Genomic DNA, 18,544 nt, shown 5'->3' with positions numbered 1-18,544 from the left:
ATCCTTCCGGGTGGGCTGGGCGGCGGGGTATCGATCACTCGGCGACCTGGCCCATATGCCGCCGGACGCTATGGCGGTTGGCCGGGACCGGCAGCCCCAGGTGGCTGCGCAACGTCTGTCCGGAGTACTCGCTGCGGAACAGACCGCGGCGTTGCAGGATGGGGACCACCTGCTCCGTGAACCGGGCGAAGGCGCTGGGCTTGGAGACATGGATGTTGAAGCCGTCGGCGGCGCGGCCGACGAACCAGCGTTCAATCTCATCCGCCACTGACTCCGGCGTGCCGATGAAGCCGGAGCGGCAGCGCCCGAAGCGCCAGGCCGCCTCACGCAAGGTCAGGCCCTCCTCCCGCGCCGTGCGGATGATACGCTCCGCATGGCCCTTGTAGCCGTTCAGGCTGACGTGGGACAGGTCGGGGAAGGGGGCGTCCAGGTCGTACTGGCGGAAGTCGTGGTAGTTGAACGGCCGGCCCAACTGCACCAGCAGCTTGTCCAGGTCCAGCTCCGCCTCATGCGCCGCCGCCAGCCGTTCCGCCTCGGCCTGGGTTTCCGCGATGGTGACGGTCAGGCCCGGGAACACGAGGATCTGGTCCGGGTCGCGGCCCTTCGCCACCGCGCGGGCCTTCAGGTCGGCGTAATAGGCTTGGGCCGCCTCGAAACTGTCGGCGCTGGCGAAGGTGGCGTCGGCGATGGTGGCGCCCAGGTCGCGGCCGGCGTCACTGTCGCCCGCCTGGAAGATGACCGGTTGGCCCTGGGGGCTGCGGGTCAAGGCCAGGGGGCCGGCGACGGAAAAGAAGCGGCCCTTGTGGTTCAGGGCGTGCTGCTTGCCCTTGTCCAGGAACACACCGGTCGCCTTGTCGCGGGGGAAGGCGTCGTCCTCATAGCTGTCCCACAGGCCCTGGACCACGGACACGAACTCGGCCGCGCGCTGATAGCGCTCGGCATGGTCGAAATGGTGGTCGCGGCCGTAGTTGCGGGCCGCCCCCTCCAGCCCCGTGGTCACCACGTTCCAGGCGGCGCGGCCGCGGCTGATGGTGTCCAGCGAGGCGAACTGCCGGGCGACGTTGTACGGCTCCCAGTACGAGGTCGTCAGCGTGCCCACCAGGCCGATGCGGGAGGTGGAGACGGCCAGCGCCGACAGCAGGGTCAGCGGCTCCAGCCGGTTCAGGAAATGGGGGGCGCTGTCGGGCGTGATGTAGGGGCTGTCGACGATGAACACCAGGTCGAACTTGGCGGCTTCGGCCCGGCGGGCGGCGTCGATGTACCAGTTGATGTCGACGCTGGCATCGCCGGGCAGGTCGGGGTCGCGCCAGTCGTCATGGGTGGTGCCGACGCCGGCCAGGATGGCGCCCAGATGCAGTTGGCGGGTTTGCGGGATGCGGGGGGCTGCGCTCATGGGGGGCTCCGTTTGATCAGGGGGTGGGGGCGGCGACGGGCTTGCGCCCGCGGGCGAACAGCTCGCCCATGCGCCAATGCAGGTTGGGGGATTGGCCGGCCCATTCGTGCCAGCCGGAATCACGGCGGAACTGGCCCAGCAGGCCGGAGGCGACGATGGCCCCGGCGTCCACGGCCACCGGTTCATCGCAATTGGGCGCCACGTACAGGGCGTCGGACTGGCAGTAGAGCTCGCACAGGAAGCAGGTCTGGCAATCCTCCTGCCGGGCGATGACAGGCGGGCCGCCGGGCCGGGCGTCGAAGACGTTGGTGGGACAGACCTGGACGCAGGTGTCGCAGTCGGTGCAGCGGTCGGCGAGGATCAGTTCGATCATGGCATCCTCAGTGTCTCAGGCGACTTGCGCGGACGCGGCGGTGGCGTCGGGTGTCACCCACACGCGGTCCAGCCCGCCGCTCAACAGCCGGTGGGCCTGGCCGGGGTCCAGCGCGGCCGCGTCCTCCCGCCGGTGCAGGCCTCGGCTTTCGGTGCGCAGCAGGGCCGTGGCCGTGGTCCAGCGGGCGCAGGCGACCAGGGCCGCCGCCTCCCGCGCCCGCACCCGCGACGTGGCGTCGGCGCCGGGGGTCAAGTGGTCGCGCGCCACCCGCCACAGGCCGTCCAGGGTGTCCAGCGACCGGGTCAGCACGGGCGCGCGGCGGAACAGGATCTTGTCGTAGGGCAGCATCTCCGCCCGCACGCCCTCGGCCAACTGGCCGTTCAGATCGGCCGCGTCCGGCGTGCCGGCGGGGCGCAGGCCGGCGCCGCCGGTGGCCTCCGCCACCTCCCGCGCCCGCCGTCCCCGGACGCGCGCCAGCCGGACCACGGCCTGGCCGGCCCAGGTGCCGGAGGAGAGGGCCCAGGCGGAATTCTGCGCCCCGCCGCCGGAGACGGCACCGGCGATCAGTTCGCGCGTGGCGGCGTCGCCGGCGGCGTAGAGGCCAGGCACGTCGGTCTGGCAGTCCTCATCCGTCAGGCGCAGGCCACCGGTGCCGCGCACCGTGCCCTCGCCATGCAGGGTGATGGCGAAGCGCTGGGTGAAGGGGTCGATGCCTTGGCGTTGGAAGGGCAGCAGGATGGCCGGCTGGATCTGGGGCAGGATGGCGCGCAGGTCCGCCGGCATGCGGGCCAGCGTGGCGTAGACCGGCCCGGCCAGCAGGGCGCGGGCGATGGGCAGGGTGACATCCGGATCGGCGCCGGTATCGATCTCCCGCCCCTCGGCATCGAAATAGTCGGCGAAGGCGTAAGGTGCGGAGCGGGTCTGGGTGGAATGCCGCTCCGCCACCGTGTGGTATGTCGAGAATTCCATGCCCGACAGCCGCGCCCCGGCCTCCGCCGCCATCAGGTGGCCGTCGCCGGTGTTGTTGCGGCTACCCAGCAGCTTGGACAGGAAGGCGCAGCCCCCCGTGGCCACAACCACCCCGGCGGCGCGCACCGTCCAGTCCCGGCCCGTCGGCGGACCTTCCTGCCGTCGAAGGCCCCGCGCACCGGCCACGGCGCCATCGGCATGCAGCAGCAACTCCAGGGCCGGGCTGTGGTCCAGGATGCGCACGCCCCGCACCTCGGCATAGCGGCGCAGCGCCCGCAGGTATTCCGGTCCCCGCAGCGACTGGTAGTGGGGCACGCCGCCGTCGGTGATGGAGTGCTGGTAATAGTCGGCCAGGGTGGGCAGGGTGCGCCAGGTGGTATCGATGATGCGCGCCATCCAGCGCGGGTCGGCCAGGCCCAGGGCGCGATTGTTACGGTCGCGAACGGCTTGCGTCCGCTTCTCCGCATCGGGCGGCACCCACCAGTGGTTGGGGCCGGCGGTGGCGGTGACGCCGCTGGTGCCACAATAGCCCTTGTCCGCCAGGATCACGTCGGCCCCGGCCTCCGCCGCCGCGATGGCGGCCCAGCACCCGGCCAGGCCGCCGCCGATGACCAGCACATCCGTTTCAATCTGCAACGCCATGGGAAGGCCGCTCCGTCAGCGCAGGGGGAAGCCGAAGTCCAGCAGGGTCTGGCGCAGGCGGTGGCGGCCGGTCAGGGCGGCGGGGCCGCGCACCCGCGCCGACACCGTCTGGCTCCAGTCCGGGGCGTTGATGCCCTGGTCGGCATAGAAGGCGCGCACCTCGCCGTCATAGGCGGCGATGGCGGCCCCGGCACCCGTGGCGTCATACCGTTCATGGTGCAGCACCACGCTTTGCGGCAGCCGCGGCTTCACCGCCGCCGGTCGTGCCGGATCGGCGTAGCCCACGCAAAGCCCGAACAGGGGCAGCACCTTGGGCGGCAGATTCAGCTCCCTGGCCACCGCCTCCGTCTCATTGCGGATGGCCCCGATGTAGACGGTGCCCAGGCCCAGGGATTCCGCTGCCACAACGGCGTTCTGCGCCGCCAGCGTCGCGTCGGTGACGGCCACGATCAGGGTTTCCAGATAGTCCAGGCCCGCCGCCTCGCCCACCGTGGCCGTGGCCAGCGCGTCCAGGCGCGACAGGTCGGCCAGCCACACCAGGAACAGGGGCGCCTGCGCGATATGGGCCTGGTTCTGCGCCCAGGCGGCGAAGCGGGCCTTGCGGTCCGGGTCGGTGACGGCCACCACGCTCCACGCCTGCAGGTTGGAGGAGGTGGCGGCCGACTGCGCCGCCGCCACCAGCGTCTCCAGCGTGCCTTCGGGCAGCGGGTCGGGGCGATAGGCCCGGACCGACCGATGCGATAGCAGGGCGGTCAGGATCTCGTTCCATTGGTCGGGGCCCAGGGCCTCGGCATCCAGCGGCGACGCCGCGCCATAGCGGCGGGCCAGAAGCTCGGCGGCGGGGTGCGGGCGCTCCTTGCGGATGGGAAAGGCCGGGGCGACGGCGGCAAGCGTCATGGGATCGGTCTCCGTAAGGGGTCAGGGCGTCAGGGCGAAGCTGCGGTCGTAGGTCGGGGCGACATCGACGCGGACGGGAATGACTCCGGCCTCGAAGTAGAGGTCGGCCACGGCCTGATGCACCGCGATGGCATCGTTGGTCACGGCGGGCAGCACCGTGATCTGTTGGCGGGCGAAGGTGAGGGTCGCGACCTCGATGGGTGTGCCGGTGTCCTTGGCATAGGCCTCCGCCTGTTCCTTGCGGTGTGCCTCCGCCCACTGATAGGCGCGGCGGACGCGGCCGATGAAGTCGGTTAGCTGGGCGCGTTTGCTGGCGATGGCGCCGTCACTGGCCACGCCGCACTCCACCTCGCGCACGGTGCCCTGGCTGCCCACCAGGATGCGCATGTGGTCCTGCAGCTCGGCGGCGGCGACGTAGGGATCCCAGATGGCCCAGGCGTCGATGGACCCGCGGCCCAGCGCCGCCTTGGCATCGGCCGCCGACAGGTAGACCAGGGTGACGTCGGCCAGCGGCACCCCCGCCTGCTTCAGCGCCGCCACCACCAGCAGGTGGCCGGGGGAACCGCGCACCAGGCCCACCCGGCGGCCGCGCAGGTCGGCGACGGTGTGGATGGCCGCCTTTTCGGGCACGACGATGGCGGAACCCCCCTTGCCGAAATCCCAGACGTTGATGGTCTTCAGCCGGGCACCAGCGGCCAAGGCGAAGGTGGTGGTGGCATCCCCGACATAGCCGAAGTCGATGGCGTCGGCGTTCAGGGCCTCCACCAGGGGCGCGCCCACGGGGAACAGCGCCCACTCGATGCGGTAGGGCACCTGGTCCAGTTCCCCCGCCGCTTTCAGCAACACCTGCACCGCCCCGCGCTGGTCACCCACGCGCAAGGGGGCAAGGTCGGCGGCACCGGCGCGGGACGCCAGCGTCCCCAGCACCGCCGCCCCCACCACGGCCGCCAGAGCCAGGCGCTTAAAGGTCCGCATGGTGGCTCTGGTCGGCGATCAGCACCCGCTCCACCACGCGGGGGAAATCGCCATAGTTGCGTACCGCGTAATGCACGGCGGCGCGGTTGTCCCAGAAGGCCAAGGAATTGGGGCGCCAGGAGAAGCGCACCTGGTACTCCGGCCGTTTGTACTGGTTCAGGATCAGATCCAGCAGCTGCCGGCTTTCCGCCAATTCCAGGCCCAAGATCTGCGGCTTTTGCGAATAGTTGACCCACAGGATGGTGGCGCCCGTCTCCGGATGGCGGCGGGCGACGGGATGGGCGACGATGGGGTAGTCCTTGCCCGCCTTGTTCAAGGCCTCCCGGAAGTCATGGGTGACGTGCAGGCCTTCCAGCCGGCGCTTCACGTCGTCGGGCAGGCCGTTGTAGGCGGCCTCAGCGTCCACCCAGATGGTGTCGCCACCCACTTCCGGGATGGTGACGCCGCGCAGCACGGCACCCCAGGCTGGCACCAGGCGCCAGCTGGTGTCGGTGTGGTACTTGTCCTCATGGGCGGTGTCGGGCTTGCCGGCCTTGGCCGCCGCCTCCTTCCGCGCCTGTTCGTGCTTGGCGAAATCCGCTGCCGTGATGCCGTGGATCTGGGGATGATGGTCGACACCGGTGGTGGTGGGGTGGGTGTAGATCGGGCCGAACTGGCGGGCGAAGGCCAGGTGCTGGTCGCGGGTGATGTCCTGGTCGCGGAAGAACACCACCTTGTGGCGCAGCACGGCGGCCCGGATGGCGTCGCGCGTGGCCTCGTCCAGGGGCTGGCGCAGGTCCACGCCGCCGACCTCCGCCCCGATGGTGGGTTGCAGGCGGCGGATGGTCAGGCTGTCCGCCCGGGTGTTGTCGGCCTTCTTCAACGATACCACGCCCATGTCATGCCTCCGGCTGGGCGGCGGCAAGGGGCTTGCCGCCGGCGGTGAACGATCGGGAAAAGGGGCTGCTTGTCTTGAAGTGTAGCGTGAAAGGGGCAGCGGGAAATTTTAGAAATCGTGCTGATTCCCTTTTGGCGTGCGCATGAATGGTGGTCAGAACTTCACCGACAAGCGGCTGTAATAGTAACCGCCGGTAATCCCGAAGGGGGAGAACAGGCCGTATTTGTTCAGGCCCGTCTTGGCGTCGACGATGCCAATGGCGTCGGGATAGACGTCGAACAGGTTGTTGGCGCCCAGGCTGAGGCTCAGGCGGTCGGTCAGGTCCACGCCCACATCCAGGTCGGTGATCCACTTGGCGCCGAAGGTGCGGTCGTTGGCGGCCACGGTGCCGGCCTCGGTATAGCTGCCGTAGCGGGTCAGCCGCGTGCCCACGCGCAGGCGGTCCCAGTGCCAGTCGGCGGACAGGATGGCCTTGCCGCGTGGCGTGGCGTCGGTCAGGTCCGCCTGCTTCTGCCGGTCGAACAGGGCGTAGCCCAGGGTGGCCAGCTGGGTGGGCGTGGGTTTGATGTGGGTGATGTAGGTGCGCGTCCAGCTGTAGGCAGCACCCAGGCGCACGTCGCCCGCCTGGCCCAGATCAACCAGGTAGTTGGCGACGGCGTCCACGCCCTCTGTCCGGGTGTCGACGGCGTTGGTGTAGTACTGCGCGGACAGGCCCGGGGCATAGCCTGCCGCCTGCAAGATCCTGGACACCGCGGCGCCGGTCAGCAGGCCGGTCTGGACGATGCGGTCCTTGATGTCGATGCGATAGGCGTCCAGCGTCAGTTGCAGGCCGTGCGCGGGTTCCGCCGTGACGCCCACGCTGTAGTTGGTGGAGGTCTCCGGCGTCAGCGGCGTGGCGCCCAGGGCCTTGGCCTCGCCGGAGGTGGCGGGCAGCACCTTGATGGGTAGGGTGATGTAGTTGCCGGCCGCGTCCACCGTGCCGGTGAAGGTGGAGGAGGCGTAGATGGTCTGCGCCAGCGAAGGGGCGCGGAAGCCGTTGCTGACGGTGCCGCGCAGGGCGTAGCCGGGGGCCAGCTCATACCGTGTGGCGATCTTGCCGCTGGCGGTGTCGCCCACGGCGCCGGTGTAATGCTCCACCCGGCCGGCGGCGTCCACCGACCAGGCGGGCGTCAAGTTGGTGGCCAGGTCGATGTAGGCGGCACCATTGTTACGGGCGATGGCGCCGCTGTCGGCGGGCGAGGTGCCGGAGTAGGATGCCAGGCCGGGGGCCGGGTGCTGGCCGGCGTAGTAGCCGGATGGGATGACGTACGTGCCGATGGCGTAGCTGGCGGGGTCACCAGGGCCGATCTCATAACGTTCATACCGGTGTTCCAGGCCCCAGGCCAGGGTGACCGGCGCGCTCCACCCCAGGTCCAGCGGGCGGCTGACGTCCAGGTTGGTGCTCACCTGGTCGAAGGTCTGGTCGGCCAAGTGGAAATATGTGGGGCTGGTGGGGCCCAGCGTGGCGTTCAGCGTGTTCTCGCCGTCCAGCTTGGCGTCGTCGCGGCCGTAGGTGGTGCTGAGGTCCCAGGCCCAGGCGCCGATGCCGCCCCGGCCGCCCACCGTCGTCTGGAAATCCGTCTCCCAGATGCGGCGCAGCGCGTTGAAGCCGTTGGGGTAGACCTCGGCCAGGGAGTTGAGGTTGTTGGGCAGGAAGCTGCCGGTGTTCTTGCGCGACCGCCGCTTGGACACGGTGGAGAAGGAATAGAGCGTGACGTCATCACCGATCTTATCGCCCAGGGGCAGCTCGGCGTTGTACGACCCGCTGTAGATGGTCTCCTGCCCCGGGCCGTAGCCGCCGCCGTAGAAGGTGCGGTCGGCCGTGGCCTCACGCGGGTCGCGGCCGCCGCCGGGCAGGGGATTGTACAGGTTGGCGACGCTGGTGGGCGCCGCGCGGCTGGCCGACTGGTTGTCCTTGTAATCGGCGGACAGGTTCAGGAAGCCTTGGCGGGGCAGATCCAGGCCGTAATTGGCCGCCACGTGCTTGGTGAAGCCATCGCCGCCGTAATTCTGGCCCAGGCCGCTGTCGACACTGCCGCCCCCGGGCTGCTTCTTCAGGATGATGTTGATGACGCCGGCGATGGCGTCCGACCCGTACTGGGCGGCGGCGCCGTCGCGCAGCACCTCGATATGGTCGATGGCGGCGACGGGGATCAGGTCCAGGTCCACCGGCACGCCGCCGTTGGCGATGCGCGCCAGGTTGTTGATCAGGGCGGTGTTGTGCCGGCGCTTGCCATTGACCAGCACCAGCGCCTGGTCGCCGTTCAGGCCGCGCATGGTGGTGGAGCGCACGGTCCAGCTGGTGCCGCCGCCGTTGACGCCCGGCAGGTTGAAGGAGGGCACCAGCTGGTTCAGCAGCTCCTTCAGGCCAACCTTGCCCGTCTCCGCCAACTGCGCCGCCCCCACCACATCGACGGGGGAGGGGCTGTCGATGGCCGCCCGGTGCGCGCCACCACGTAGGCCCGTCACCACCGTTTCCTGCACGGCATCCAGGTCGGCGGCATCAGTGGCAGGGGCGGTCTGGTCGGCCGCCTGGGCGCAGACGGGCAGAGCCAGGGCGGTGGCCAGCAGCAGGAACTTGTGGCGCTTCAGAAGGACGGCGGCGTGCATGTAAAACCCCCTTGGACCCGGCTTGGCGCGCCTGCCGGGCTTCCGCGATGTTGAATAAAGCGATGAGGTTTTTAGACAGGGTGCCGCCGCGCCCCGTAAATCGACTTATCCTTGAGGGTTTGATGAGGCGACTAAATTGGTAGTCCGGCCCCCTATCATTGCCCCCGGGCGATCACCGCCGAGCCTTGGAAAGGTTAGAAACTTATAATACCTTAATTATATGTGAAATGACGAGCTATGCGATATATTGTACATCGCTATGCTGCGGACTCATGTTGCTGGCTTGCGCCGTGGTGTGTGTAAATAAGGGTAACGAGAACCCCTGGACAGTGAGGACCGCGCCCCATGCCCCCCAATCTGCCCACCGAGCTGCTGCGCACCTTCGTCGCCATCGTCGACGCCGGCACCTTGCAGAAGGCGACGGAGCGCATCTTCCTGACCCAGTCCGCCCTCAGCCTGCAGATCAAGCGGCTGGAGGACCTGCTGCAGACGCCGCTGTTCCTGCGCGAAGGCCGGCGGCTGACCCTGGCCCCGGCCGGCGTGACGCTGCTGGGCTTCGCCCGCAAGATCCTGGAGATGAACGAGCAGGCGGTCAGCGCCGTCACCTCCGGCGCGTTCGCCGGGCCGGTGCGGGTGGGCATGGTGCAGGACATGACGGATACGCTGCTGACCGGCGTGCTGGCCAGCTACGCCCAGATCCATCCCCAGGCGCAGCTGCACGCCCGCATCGCCGGCACGGCGGAATTACTGGATCTGCTGGGGTCGGACCGGCTGGATGTGGTGGCGGGCTTCGGCCCGGCGGGCGACCCCAACGGCGTGCTGACGGTGCCGGTGCGCTGGATGGGCAATCCGGAGCTGCTGGGCGCCGACGTGCTGCCCCTGGCGGTGCTGGAGACGCCCTGCCGCTTCCGCGAGGCGGCGCTGTCGGCGCTGGACCGTATCGGGCGGCCGTACCGCATCGTGGTGGAAACGCCCAACCTGTCCAGCCTGCGCGCCGCCGTGCGCGCCGGCCTGGGCCTGACCTGCCGCGCCATGGCCTTCGACCCGCTGCCGCCCCTGCCGCTGGGCGTGCTGCCGCCCCTGGCCCCCGTCAGCGTCACCCTGGCCCACCGCGCCAACCCGTCGGAGTCCATCGGCAGTCTGATCGCCCTGGTGCGTCAGGCGATCGTCGCCCAAGGTGCCGGGGATGATGACGACGAGGAGGATGAGCCGCGGGCCAACGCGGCGTGAGATAGGTACCAGTGCACTGTATCCGCTGCACATCTTTCATGTTGGCTGATATGCTGCTGTCCATGACGGTCCCTATCCCTCCTGAAGATGGCAACGAGTACGCGGCTCTTCTGGCGGCGCTTAAGGAGCGTATTGGCACCGCCCGTCTGAGGGCCGCAGCAGCCGTCAACCAGGAATTGATCCTGCTTTATTGGAGTATCGGCCGCGATATTCTGACGCGTCAGAAGAAGGAGGGCTGGGGCACGCGTGTCATTGATCGTCTGGCGGCGGATCTTCGACGCGACTTTCCGGAAATGACGGGTTTGTCATCCCGAAATTTGAAATACATGCGGGCTTTCGCCGAGGCATTCATTGATCCTGAAATCGTGCAACAGCTTGTTGCACGTTTACCCTGGGGACATGTGGTCAGGCTGATCGAGGGGGTGAAGGGGGAACAAGCCCGATTTTGGTATGCCCGGCAGGCATTAGACCATGGCTGGAGCCGTAACGTCTTGGTCCATCAGATCGAGAGTGATCTATACGGTCGCCAGGGGAAGGCTCTGACGAATTTCTCCCGGACTTTGCCTGCTCCACAATCCGATTTGGCCCAGGCGCTGATCAAGGACCCTTACAGCTTCGAGTTCCTTGGTGTTAGTGTCGAGATTTCGGAACGTCAACTTGAGCGCGGCCTTCTGGAGCATTTACGAGCGTTGATTCTTGAACTGGGCAAGGGTTTCGCGTTTGTGGGCAGCCAGTACCACTTGCAAGTCGGGAACCAGGATTATTATCTGGATCTACTTTTCTATCACCTTCGTCTGCGCTGCTTCGTCATGGTCGAATTGAAGATCGAGGATTTCAAGCCGGAGTTCGCCGGCAAAATGAACTTCTATCTCTCAGCGGTGGATGATCAGCTTCGTCATGCGGACGATGCCCCGAGCATTGGCATCATTCTCTGCAAAGGAAAAAACTCTGTCATTGTTGAATACGCTCTGCGGGATTCGACCCGGCCCATGGGGGTGGCGGAGTATCGGTTGTCCACAAAATTGCCGGAGCGCCTCAAAGCCGCGCTGCCAACCGAGTCTGAGTTTGCGCGGGAATTTCCGTTGCTGTCCCTAATTAAGCTACGCGTTGAAATTGAACGTGAGCTCAGGGCTTTGGCAAGCCATCAAGGACTTACCGACATTCCCCTAGGGATACAGGCCACCATAACGGCGTTATCCCGCGCGGGCCTGGCGCTGCGAAATGTCGACCGTTTCCTTGAGATAGCAGGTGTCCTGAATCGAGCGGCGCACGGTTTAGATTTGGAAAACTTCCAGGCCGAGGCTGCCGTCGCGACTGCAGCGGATTTTCTTGCGGAGTTGCAGGCGTTGCGAAAAGAGGCGTAAGCGTACCTTGCGCCACTTGCACAGGTGGGGCAGCATTCACACGTCATATCCCGGCGATTCCCGGGCCAGGCGGCGCAGCAGGCCGGCCCAGGGCAGCTTGGCGTGGTCGGGGCGGTGGTTGGCCACCTGCTGGCGGACCTCGGCCTGGGCGTGTTCCGGGGCCAGCAGGATGCCGTCGCGGCCGGCGCTGAGGGTGCGGACCTGCAGGGTGGCGGAGCGCTCCAGGGCGTGGATGCCCAGGAAGGCGTGGGCGGCGGTGGGGCCCAGGGCCAGGGTGCCGTGGTTGCGCAGCAGCATCAGGCTTTTGTCGCCGAGGTCGGCCACCAGCCGCTCCCGCTCATCCAGGTTCAGGGCGATGCCTTCATAGTCGTGATAGGCCAGGCGCGGGATGACGGTCAGGGAATGCTGGTTCAGGGGCAGCAGCCCTTCCTTGTGCGCCGAGACGGCGATGCCGTCGGCGGTGTGCAGGTGGATGACGAACTTGGCGTCGGGCCGGGCGCCATGGATGGCGGAATGGATGGTGAATCCCGCCGGGTTGATGCCGTACTCCGTCTCCCCCCCTTTTGCGTCGTTCCAGGCCGGCGCCTGCAGGATGTTCCCGTCCAGATCCACCTTCACCAGGCTGCTGGCGGTGATCTCATCGAAGTACAGGCCGTAGGGGTTGATGAGGAAATGCTCCTCCGGCCCCGGCACGCGGGCGGAGATGTGGGTGTAGATCAGGTCGGTCCAGCCGAACAGCGCCACCAGCCGGTAGAGCGCCGCCAGTTCCACCCGCACCTGCCATTCCGCCTCATCCACCCGCCCCTTCAGGGACTGGATGCCAAGATAGGATCCATCGGCCATCGTCGTTCTCCGTTTCGCTGGCGTCGTTTCGCTGTTGGGGGCCAGGGTCGGCCGGAGGCACGCGCGCGTCAAATTGAGTAATTTAAAGCGTCGCTTCAGCTGGGCGCGTGGATGGTGCCGCTCAAGCGATGCTTGAGACTTATCAAACAGTCGGGCGCGCCGCCGTTCTGTAGCCTGGAGCTTCACTTAACGGCGAAGGCTCAAGGGACATGGCATTCGGGGAACAATGGTCGCGGCGCGGCTTTCTGCGGGCTGGGGCGGGGTTGGGGATGGTCGTTGCGACCCCGGCGCTGCTGGTCGGCTGCGATGGCAAGAAGGCCCCGGCCGTGCTGAAGGTCGGCGACCAGCGTGGCGGCCTGCAGGCGCTGCTGAGCGCTTACCCGGATGACAAGCCCGGCCTGTCCTACCAGGTGGAGTGGGCACAGTTCCCCAACGCCGCCCCGGTGATCGAGGCGCTGAACGCCCAGGCGGTGGACGTGGGCGCCGTGGGTGACGCCCCCTTCGGCTTCGGCCTGGTGGGCAAGGCCCAGATCAAGGCGGTGGCGGCCTATCGCTCCAGCGGGCAGGGGACCGCGATCCTGGTGAAGGGTGACGGCCCGGTCCGCGCGCTGGCCGACCTAGCCGGCCGCACGGTGGCGACCAGCAAGGGCTCCATCGGCCATTTCCTGGTGCTGCGCGCGCTGGCGGAGGCGGGGCTGACGGCGGACAAGGTCACCGTCGCCTTCCTGGCGCCCAACGATGCCAAGGCGGCCCTGGTGGCCGGCAGCGTCGACGCCTGGGCCACCTGGGACCCCTACACCGCCCTGGCCGAACTGCATGACGGCCTCCGGGTGCTGGTGAACGCGGAGGGGCGCATGCCCGGCCTGTCCTACCTGCTGTCCACCCCGGCCGCGCTGTCCGCCCGCCGCGACCTGGTGCGCGACTTCGTCGGCCGCGTCAATCGCGCCCGGGCGTTCACCCAGACCCAGCCGGAGGCCTACGCCACCGTCTTCGCCCAGCAGACCGGCCTGCCACCGGACGCGGCGGCGCTGACCGTCCGCCGTATCAGCGGCCGGCCCGTTCCCCTGGATGACGGCATCATCGCCGACCAGCAGAGCGTGGTGGACCAGTTCGCCAAGGCCGGGCTGGGCGGCGACGGCCTGGACGTGCACCCGGCGTTCGAGCGCACACTGTAACCACCCCGTCGCGGGCCTTCCGGCGGGGTGGCCGCAGGGACGCCGCGGGCGAGGGTTCCAGGCCCGCCACGCGACGCCCCGCGGCCGTCATGTCAGCTGGCCGTCACATTGATGAACGGGTCCCAGGACATGTAGCCGATGGCGGAACCGGTCGCGGTGTCGATGAGCATGAAGGACCAAGAGTACTGAACCGAACCGGGATTGAGGGCGGTGGCCACCCAGGTCGTGATCAGCGAGGCGTTCTGGCTGGGCTGCGACGGGTTGGCGGGGTTGTAATTGTAGTAAAGCAGGGGGGACAGGTTGGCTGTCGGCTGCGTGATGACCTGTTGGCCCCCGTCGTTGGACGTGAAGTTGTACAGCAGACAGTTGTAGGTATAGTCGGCGGAGGGGTTCGTCATGCTCCACCGGATGACGGAGTTCGCGGCGCATTGAATGGTCAGTTCCGACTTTCCCTGGTCGTTGGTGACGTAGTCACCATCCGCGATCATGAAGATGTACTTATCGGACGTCGTCCATGCCCCCAATGACGTCGGAGCGTCGAATGTTCCGGCCTCAAGCGTCCCGTTATTGACGGCTTCGGCGAGCGTATTTGCATCAACCACCACCATGATATCGACGATTCCATTAGACATGATATTATTCTCCGTTCTCGTATGACATTTGTCGGGAAATGCGCATCCACAGTGGCGTGGGGCGACCATGTCCTGGTCCCATCCCCTGCGGTCACTGCGGCACGGACAGAGTGCGACCTATCGGCAAAATATATTTGTTCTTAAATTCTTCCCGGTTTAAGTGCATGACAACCAACGGGATTTGATCCTACGGCCACGGATTTTCCAGGCAGCCGGTGGGTCACGGCATTTCCGCCCCCGTGGCCGCCCCCGTGGGGTTGACCGGGTCGAGGTGGGCCCCGCCTGTGAGAAAATTGTTCTTTATTACGCCGATGACCGAGGGGGACGTGGCTGGTGCTGGCCAATGACGACGGTGAGGGCTAGCCCGCCAATTACCGTGCCGGGGTGGCTCGTTCGGTGTGACCGCGCTTCGCTTTAGGCGCTGTCGTCCGATACATCCTTGGCCAACTGGGTCAGCACCTCCGCCCCGCGCGTCAGGGTCAGGTCGACGGGGCACCGGTCGGCGATGGACAGCAGCTTGGCGCGCTGCTCCGCGTCCAGCGGGCCATCCAGGGTGATGGTGCGCGTGAACAGGTCGGCGGGCAGCAGATCGGCGCGCTTGGTGTGCACCACCCGCGTCTGGGCGCGCTCCAGCGGCAGGCCCTTGCGCTCCGCGTACATGCGCATGGTCATGGTGGTGCAGGCGGCCAGGCCCGCCGACACCAGGTCGTAGGGGCCCAGCCCGCTGTCCAGGCCGCCCACCGCCACCGGCTCATCGGCGATGAAGTGGTGGGCGCCGCTGCGCATGGCCAGCTGGTACTTGCCCCGGCCGGTCTCCACCGCCAGCACCCCCTCCGCCGCGCCGTGCGGATCCGGGGCCGCGGCGGGTTGCCCCAGATAGCGCCCGGCCCAGGCGGCGATGACCGTGGCGGCATAGTCCGCGTCCGCCGGCCGGGTCAGCAGATGGTCGGCGTCGTCCAGCGACACGAAGCTCTTGGGATGCCGGGCCGCCAGGAAGATGCGCGAGGCGTTGTCGATGCCCACCGTGGTGTCGCCGGGGGCGTGCAGCACCAGCAGCGGGCGGCGCAGGTGGGCGATGCGGGTGGCCAGGTCCTGCTGCCGCGCGTCGTCGATGAAGCTTTTGCGCACGATGAACGGCCGGCCGGCCAGATTGACCTCCGCCTCCCCCTCCGCCTCGATCCGCGCCACGGCGTCGGGGCCCAGCGTGCGCAGGATGTGGTCGACGTCGGCCGGGGCGGCGATGGTGGCGACGGCCTTGACCGTGGGCATGTCGCCGGCGGCGGCCAGCACGGCGGCGCCGCCGAAGCTGTGGCCCAGCAGCAGGCTGGGCGCCATGCCCGCCCGCGCCATGGCGGCGCCGGCGGCGACCAGGTCGTCCACGTCGGCCGCGAAGCCCCCGTCAGCGAAGCGGCCGCCGCTGCGCCCCAGGCCGGCGAAATCGAAGCGCAGCACGCCGATGCCTTGCAGGGCCAGGGCCCGCGCCAGCCGCACGGTGGCGCGGCTGTCCTTGCCACAGGTGAAGCAATGGGCGAACAGGGCCCAGCGGTGCGGCGCGCCCTCTGGCGGCTCGATCCGGCCGGACAGCCGGTAGCCCTTGGCGCTGTCGAAATCAAACGGCTGGCTGGTCATGGGCGGCGTCCTTTCCATCAACCGCCGATGTGTACCACCCGCGCCGCCCTTTCCCCATCAGGCCAAATGGGTGATGCGGGCGCTACCGCCGGGCCACCCGGCGCAGGTGCCGCTTCAGGCTGTCCTTGGGCGTCTTCAGGTCGTGGGCCCAGGCGTCCATGTCGCCGGGGTGGCGGTGCATGACGTCATTGATCTGCTCCGCCGGTATGTCCTCCGCGTTGCGCAGGATGGTCGAGCGTTCCATCAGCCGGTAGAGGCTGGTGCGCGAGACGTCCAGGATTTCGGCGGCCGCCTTGATGTTCCATCCCGACGCCTCCAGGGCCGTAATCAGGTCCACCTCGCTGACCGTCGCCGGGTCGCGGCGCTTCCGCTCGGTGGAGGAGGCGGACGGGCGCGCGGCCGGCGCCGAACCGCCCGCCGCCCTGCTCGCGGACCCTGCGGCCGACCCGCCCGCCGCCGACCCGGTGGCCTCGGCTTCCAGGGGTCACCGGCGCGCCCAGGCGGATTTGCCGGGCGACGCCGATCAACTCACGGATGTTCCCGGGCCAGGCGTGCAACAGCAGGGGCAGCACCTGGCCGCCGGGCAGGGTGGCGGGGTCGAACCGGTCGAGGTGGGGTTCCGGGCGCGTCAGGAAATGGCGCAGCAGCAGCCCGATGTCGACCCGGCGCTCCCGCAGGGGCGCCAGGCGGATGACCACGCCCTCCAGCCGGCGCCGCAGCGGCTGGTTGAAGGCGGCGTCGTCCAGCGGCCGGTCGGTGGCGGAGATGACGCGCACGTCGGCCCTCAGGTTCCGGGAATCGCCCACCTTGCGGTACTCGCCACATTCCAGGGCGCGCAGCAGCATGGGCTGCACCTCCTTCGGCGTGTCGCCCACCTCATCCATGAACAGCGTGGCGCCATCGGCCAGGGCGAACAGGCCCGTCCGCTCCCGCGTGGCGCCGGTGTAGGCGCCGGCGGTGGCGCCGAACAGTTCGGCCTGCGCCAGCGACGGGGCCAGCGCCGCCATGTTGACAGTGTGCAGCTTCTGCCCCGCCCGGCCGCTGTGGGCGTGGATGGCCGCCGCCACCAGTTCCTTGCCGGTGCCGGTGGCGCCGCTGAGGAACACGGGCAGGGTGGTGGGCGCCGCCTGGCGGATCAGGCCCCAGGCCGTCTGCAGGCCCTGGCTGATGCCGATCAGGCCGTGCTTCTCCGCCTCCGTCCGGATGGGCAGGCAGGCCTCGAAGATGGCCAGGATCACCGTGTCCGACAGGCAGATCAGGATGTCGGCGCCCAGCTCATCCAGGCTGGCGGTGGTGGTGGCCGTGATCTCCCGCCCGTTGACCGAGACGGTCATGCGGCTGTCGGGCGGCGTGATCTCAAAGGTGCGGGGGCCGCGGCGGCGGATTTCCAGGGGCTGGCGCGAAACGTGCCGGTCGTCCAGCGCCCGCTGCGACCGCCCGTCCGGCGCGCGGAACAGGGGATGGACCCGGTTCAGGACGAAGACGCCGCCATCGGTCCCGCTGGCCGACCCACTGGCCGACCCACTGGCCGACAGCGGGGCCAGCATGCCGATCATCTCCGGATCGGGGTGCCACACCACCGCCACGCAGGCGACCGCATGGTCCTGGCCGGCCCATGGCGCCGGCCCCCGCAGGGTGGGCGACGCCGTCGTGTCGTCTTTGTGCAAAATTGTATGCATGGCGAATCCAAGCCGAAAACGAATAAAAGCCCGCCAAGCGCCCCACCCACGTGTCCATCATGGTAACAGCGTTGTAAAAACGGGTCTATATCTATAGATAGACGACCAAATGGTAATGTTACTTTTGTAGCGCTGCCGATAGTGGTATTAATCCCGCATCAACGCCGTGACGGGGGATTGGGGAGCCCAGATGCTCGCGCAACGGATCGGCAAGTATGAGATTGGCCGGGTCATCGGCTCCGGCTCCTACGGCACCGTCGTGCAGGCGACGGACCGGGTGCTGAACCGGCCGGTGGCGTTGAAAATCCTGCGCCCGGGCGGCTCCTCCGCCAGCGACCTGAAACGCCACCTGCGGGAGGCGCGGGCCCTGGCCCGCCTGCAGCACCCCAACATCGTCGCCATCTTCGACCTGGCGGAGGAGGGGGGGCAGACCTTCCTGGCCATGGAGCATATCGAGGGGCAGACGCTGGCCGCCCGCCTGGCCCAGGGGCCGCTGCCCCTGGACATGGCGCTGGACATGGCGGCGCAGCTGGCCGACGCCCTGGCGGCCGCCCATGGCCAGGGCGTGGTGCATGCCGACATCAAGCCGGGCAACGTCATCCTGGACGGGGCGGGCCGCCCCCGCCTGGTGGATTTCGGCCTGGCCCGCCTGTCCGCCCAGACGGCGCAGGACACCCTGGCCGCCGCGACGGAGGCGGAGGGCTTGCGCGGCACTGTCGCCTACATGGCGCCGGAACTGTTCATGGGTGCGGCCCCCGACACCCGCACCGACATCTTCGCCTTCGGCGCCCTGGTGTTTGAGATGCTGGGCGGCTGCCGCGCCTTCGACGCGCCCAGCGATGGCGCCGTGATGCAGCGCATCCTGAACGGCCGTCCGGAGCGTCTGTCCACCCCCGGCCTGCCCCCCGCCCTGGCCGACCTGGTGGCCGGCATGCTGTCCGCCTACCCCGCCGCCCGCCCGCCGACCATGGACCAGGTGCGCGACACCCTGCGCGCCGCCGGGAGCGGCGCCGACCGCACGACGCCCGCAGTCCACTGGCGGGCACCCCTGGCCGCCCTCCGCCGCCTGGCCAGGCGGCCGGGCGCCGTCCCGCCCCGCTCGCGTCGCCCCCTGTGTGCGGCCGGCGGCCTGGCCGGCCCTGCTGCTGGCGCGTGTGCTAGGCCTGGTGGGCGCCTAGGGCGGACTGAACCGCCCGGCCGGACCGCCCAGCCTGCAA

The 18,544-nt window shown here is 68.7% G+C and carries 15 protein-coding genes and 2 pseudogenes; 4 read left to right on the top strand and 13 right to left on the bottom strand.

Features of this window, described 5'->3' with window-relative positions; translation table 11 throughout:
• Positions 1–34 precede the first annotated feature (34 nt).
• From I55_RS05410 to I55_RS05380, 7 genes are all read right to left on the bottom strand, one after another.
• Entirely contained in the window at positions 35–1,393 is a 1,359-nt protein-coding gene (locus I55_RS05410) for an LLM class flavin-dependent oxidoreductase (protein WP_044559481.1), read from the bottom strand.
• 16 nt (positions 1,394–1,409) lie between these two features.
• Positions 1,410–1,766, bottom strand: a complete 357-nt coding sequence (locus tag I55_RS05405; RefSeq protein WP_044559480.1) for a ferredoxin family protein — start codon at positions 1,764–1,766, stop codon at positions 1,410–1,412.
• Positions 1,767–1,781: 15 nt separating this feature from the next.
• Positions 1,782–3,377: an FAD-dependent oxidoreductase gene (locus I55_RS05400; protein ID WP_044559479.1), complete on the bottom strand. Its 1,596-nt coding sequence runs from the start codon at positions 3,375–3,377 to the stop codon at positions 1,782–1,784.
• Between the two features lie 15 nt (positions 3,378–3,392).
• Positions 3,393–4,274, bottom strand: a complete 882-nt coding sequence (locus I55_RS05395) for an NADPH-dependent oxidoreductase (protein ID WP_083900863.1) — start codon at positions 4,272–4,274, stop codon at positions 3,393–3,395.
• Between the two features lie 21 nt (positions 4,275–4,295).
• Complete coding sequence (locus I55_RS05390; protein WP_064742469.1) at positions 4,296–5,249, bottom strand: ABC transporter substrate-binding protein; 954 nt, start codon at positions 5,247–5,249, stop codon at positions 4,296–4,298.
• The gene (locus tag I55_RS05385) at positions 5,236–6,126 is read right to left on the bottom strand and encodes a TauD/TfdA family dioxygenase (protein WP_044559478.1); all 891 of its coding nucleotides are present in this window, start codon (positions 6,124–6,126) and stop codon (positions 5,236–5,238) included. The genes I55_RS05390 and I55_RS05385 overlap by 14 nt, the downstream gene beginning before the upstream one ends.
• 153 nt (positions 6,127–6,279) lie before the next feature.
• The gene (locus tag I55_RS05380; protein WP_049973863.1) at positions 6,280–8,775 is read right to left on the bottom strand and encodes a TonB-dependent siderophore receptor; all 2,496 of its coding nucleotides are present in this window, start codon (positions 8,773–8,775) and stop codon (positions 6,280–6,282) included.
• Positions 8,776–9,120: 345 nt separating this feature from the next.
• On the opposite strand from I55_RS05380, the gene I55_RS05375 reads away from it, so the two are divergent.
• Entirely contained in the window at positions 9,121–10,005 is an 885-nt protein-coding gene (locus I55_RS05375) for a LysR substrate-binding domain-containing protein (protein WP_044559477.1), read from the top strand.
• 50 nt (positions 10,006–10,055) lie between these two features.
• Positions 10,056–11,369 carry a YhcG family protein gene (locus tag I55_RS05370; RefSeq protein WP_252181023.1) on the top strand — a complete coding sequence of 438 codons (1,314 nt, stop codon included), beginning with the start codon at positions 10,056–10,058 and terminating at the stop codon, positions 11,367–11,369.
• A gap of 36 nt (positions 11,370–11,405) precedes the next feature.
• Here I55_RS05370 and I55_RS05365 read toward each other — a convergent pair whose 3' ends face one another.
• The gene (locus tag I55_RS05365; protein WP_044559476.1) at positions 11,406–12,212 is read right to left on the bottom strand and encodes a class II aldolase/adducin family protein; all 807 of its coding nucleotides are present in this window, start codon (positions 12,210–12,212) and stop codon (positions 11,406–11,408) included.
• Positions 12,213–12,481: 269 nt separating this feature from the next.
• Between I55_RS05365 and I55_RS05360 the strand changes: the two genes are divergently transcribed.
• Positions 12,482–13,387, top strand: a complete 906-nt coding sequence (locus tag I55_RS05360; RefSeq protein WP_044559475.1) for an ABC transporter substrate-binding protein — start codon at positions 12,482–12,484, stop codon at positions 13,385–13,387.
• A gap of 92 nt (positions 13,388–13,479) precedes the next feature.
• On the opposite strand, the gene I55_RS05355 is transcribed toward I55_RS05360, so the two are convergent.
• The 5 genes and pseudogenes from I55_RS05355 to I55_RS39450 form a co-directional block, all read right to left on the bottom strand.
• Positions 13,480–13,995 carry an AidA/PixA family protein gene (locus I55_RS05355; RefSeq protein ID WP_252181024.1) on the bottom strand — a complete coding sequence of 172 codons (516 nt, stop codon included), beginning with the start codon at positions 13,993–13,995 and terminating at the stop codon, positions 13,480–13,482.
• Positions 13,996–14,433: 438 nt separating this feature from the next.
• Positions 14,434–15,648: a bifunctional alpha/beta hydrolase/OsmC family protein gene (locus tag I55_RS05350; RefSeq protein WP_044559473.1), complete on the bottom strand. Its 1,215-nt coding sequence runs from the start codon at positions 15,646–15,648 to the stop codon at positions 14,434–14,436.
• An 82-nt stretch (positions 15,649–15,730) separates the two neighbouring features.
• Entirely contained in the window at positions 15,731–15,892 is a 162-nt protein-coding gene (locus I55_RS37615) for a hypothetical protein (RefSeq protein WP_199902469.1), read from the bottom strand.
• 39 nt (positions 15,893–15,931) lie between these two features.
• Positions 15,932–15,985: pseudogene (locus I55_RS39455) on the bottom strand (hypothetical protein); the annotation flags it as partial.
• A gap of 349 nt (positions 15,986–16,334) precedes the next feature.
• Positions 16,335–16,982: pseudogene (locus I55_RS39450) on the bottom strand (sigma-54 factor interaction domain-containing protein); the annotation flags it as partial.
• A 535-nt stretch (positions 16,983–17,517) separates the two neighbouring features.
• Here I55_RS39450 and I55_RS05340 point away from each other — a divergent pair.
• Positions 17,518–18,544: serine/threonine-protein kinase (locus I55_RS05340; protein ID WP_049973861.1), on the top strand; the 1,027-nt coding region annotated here is incomplete at its 3' end.

Source organism: Azospirillum sp. B4, assembly GCF_000333275.1.
In the GTDB taxonomy this organism is placed as follows: domain Bacteria; phylum Pseudomonadota; class Alphaproteobacteria; order Azospirillales; family Azospirillaceae; genus Nitrospirillum.
The sequence above is the reverse complement of the archived record's forward strand: the minus strand, read 5'-3'. Positions and strand labels throughout refer to the sequence as shown.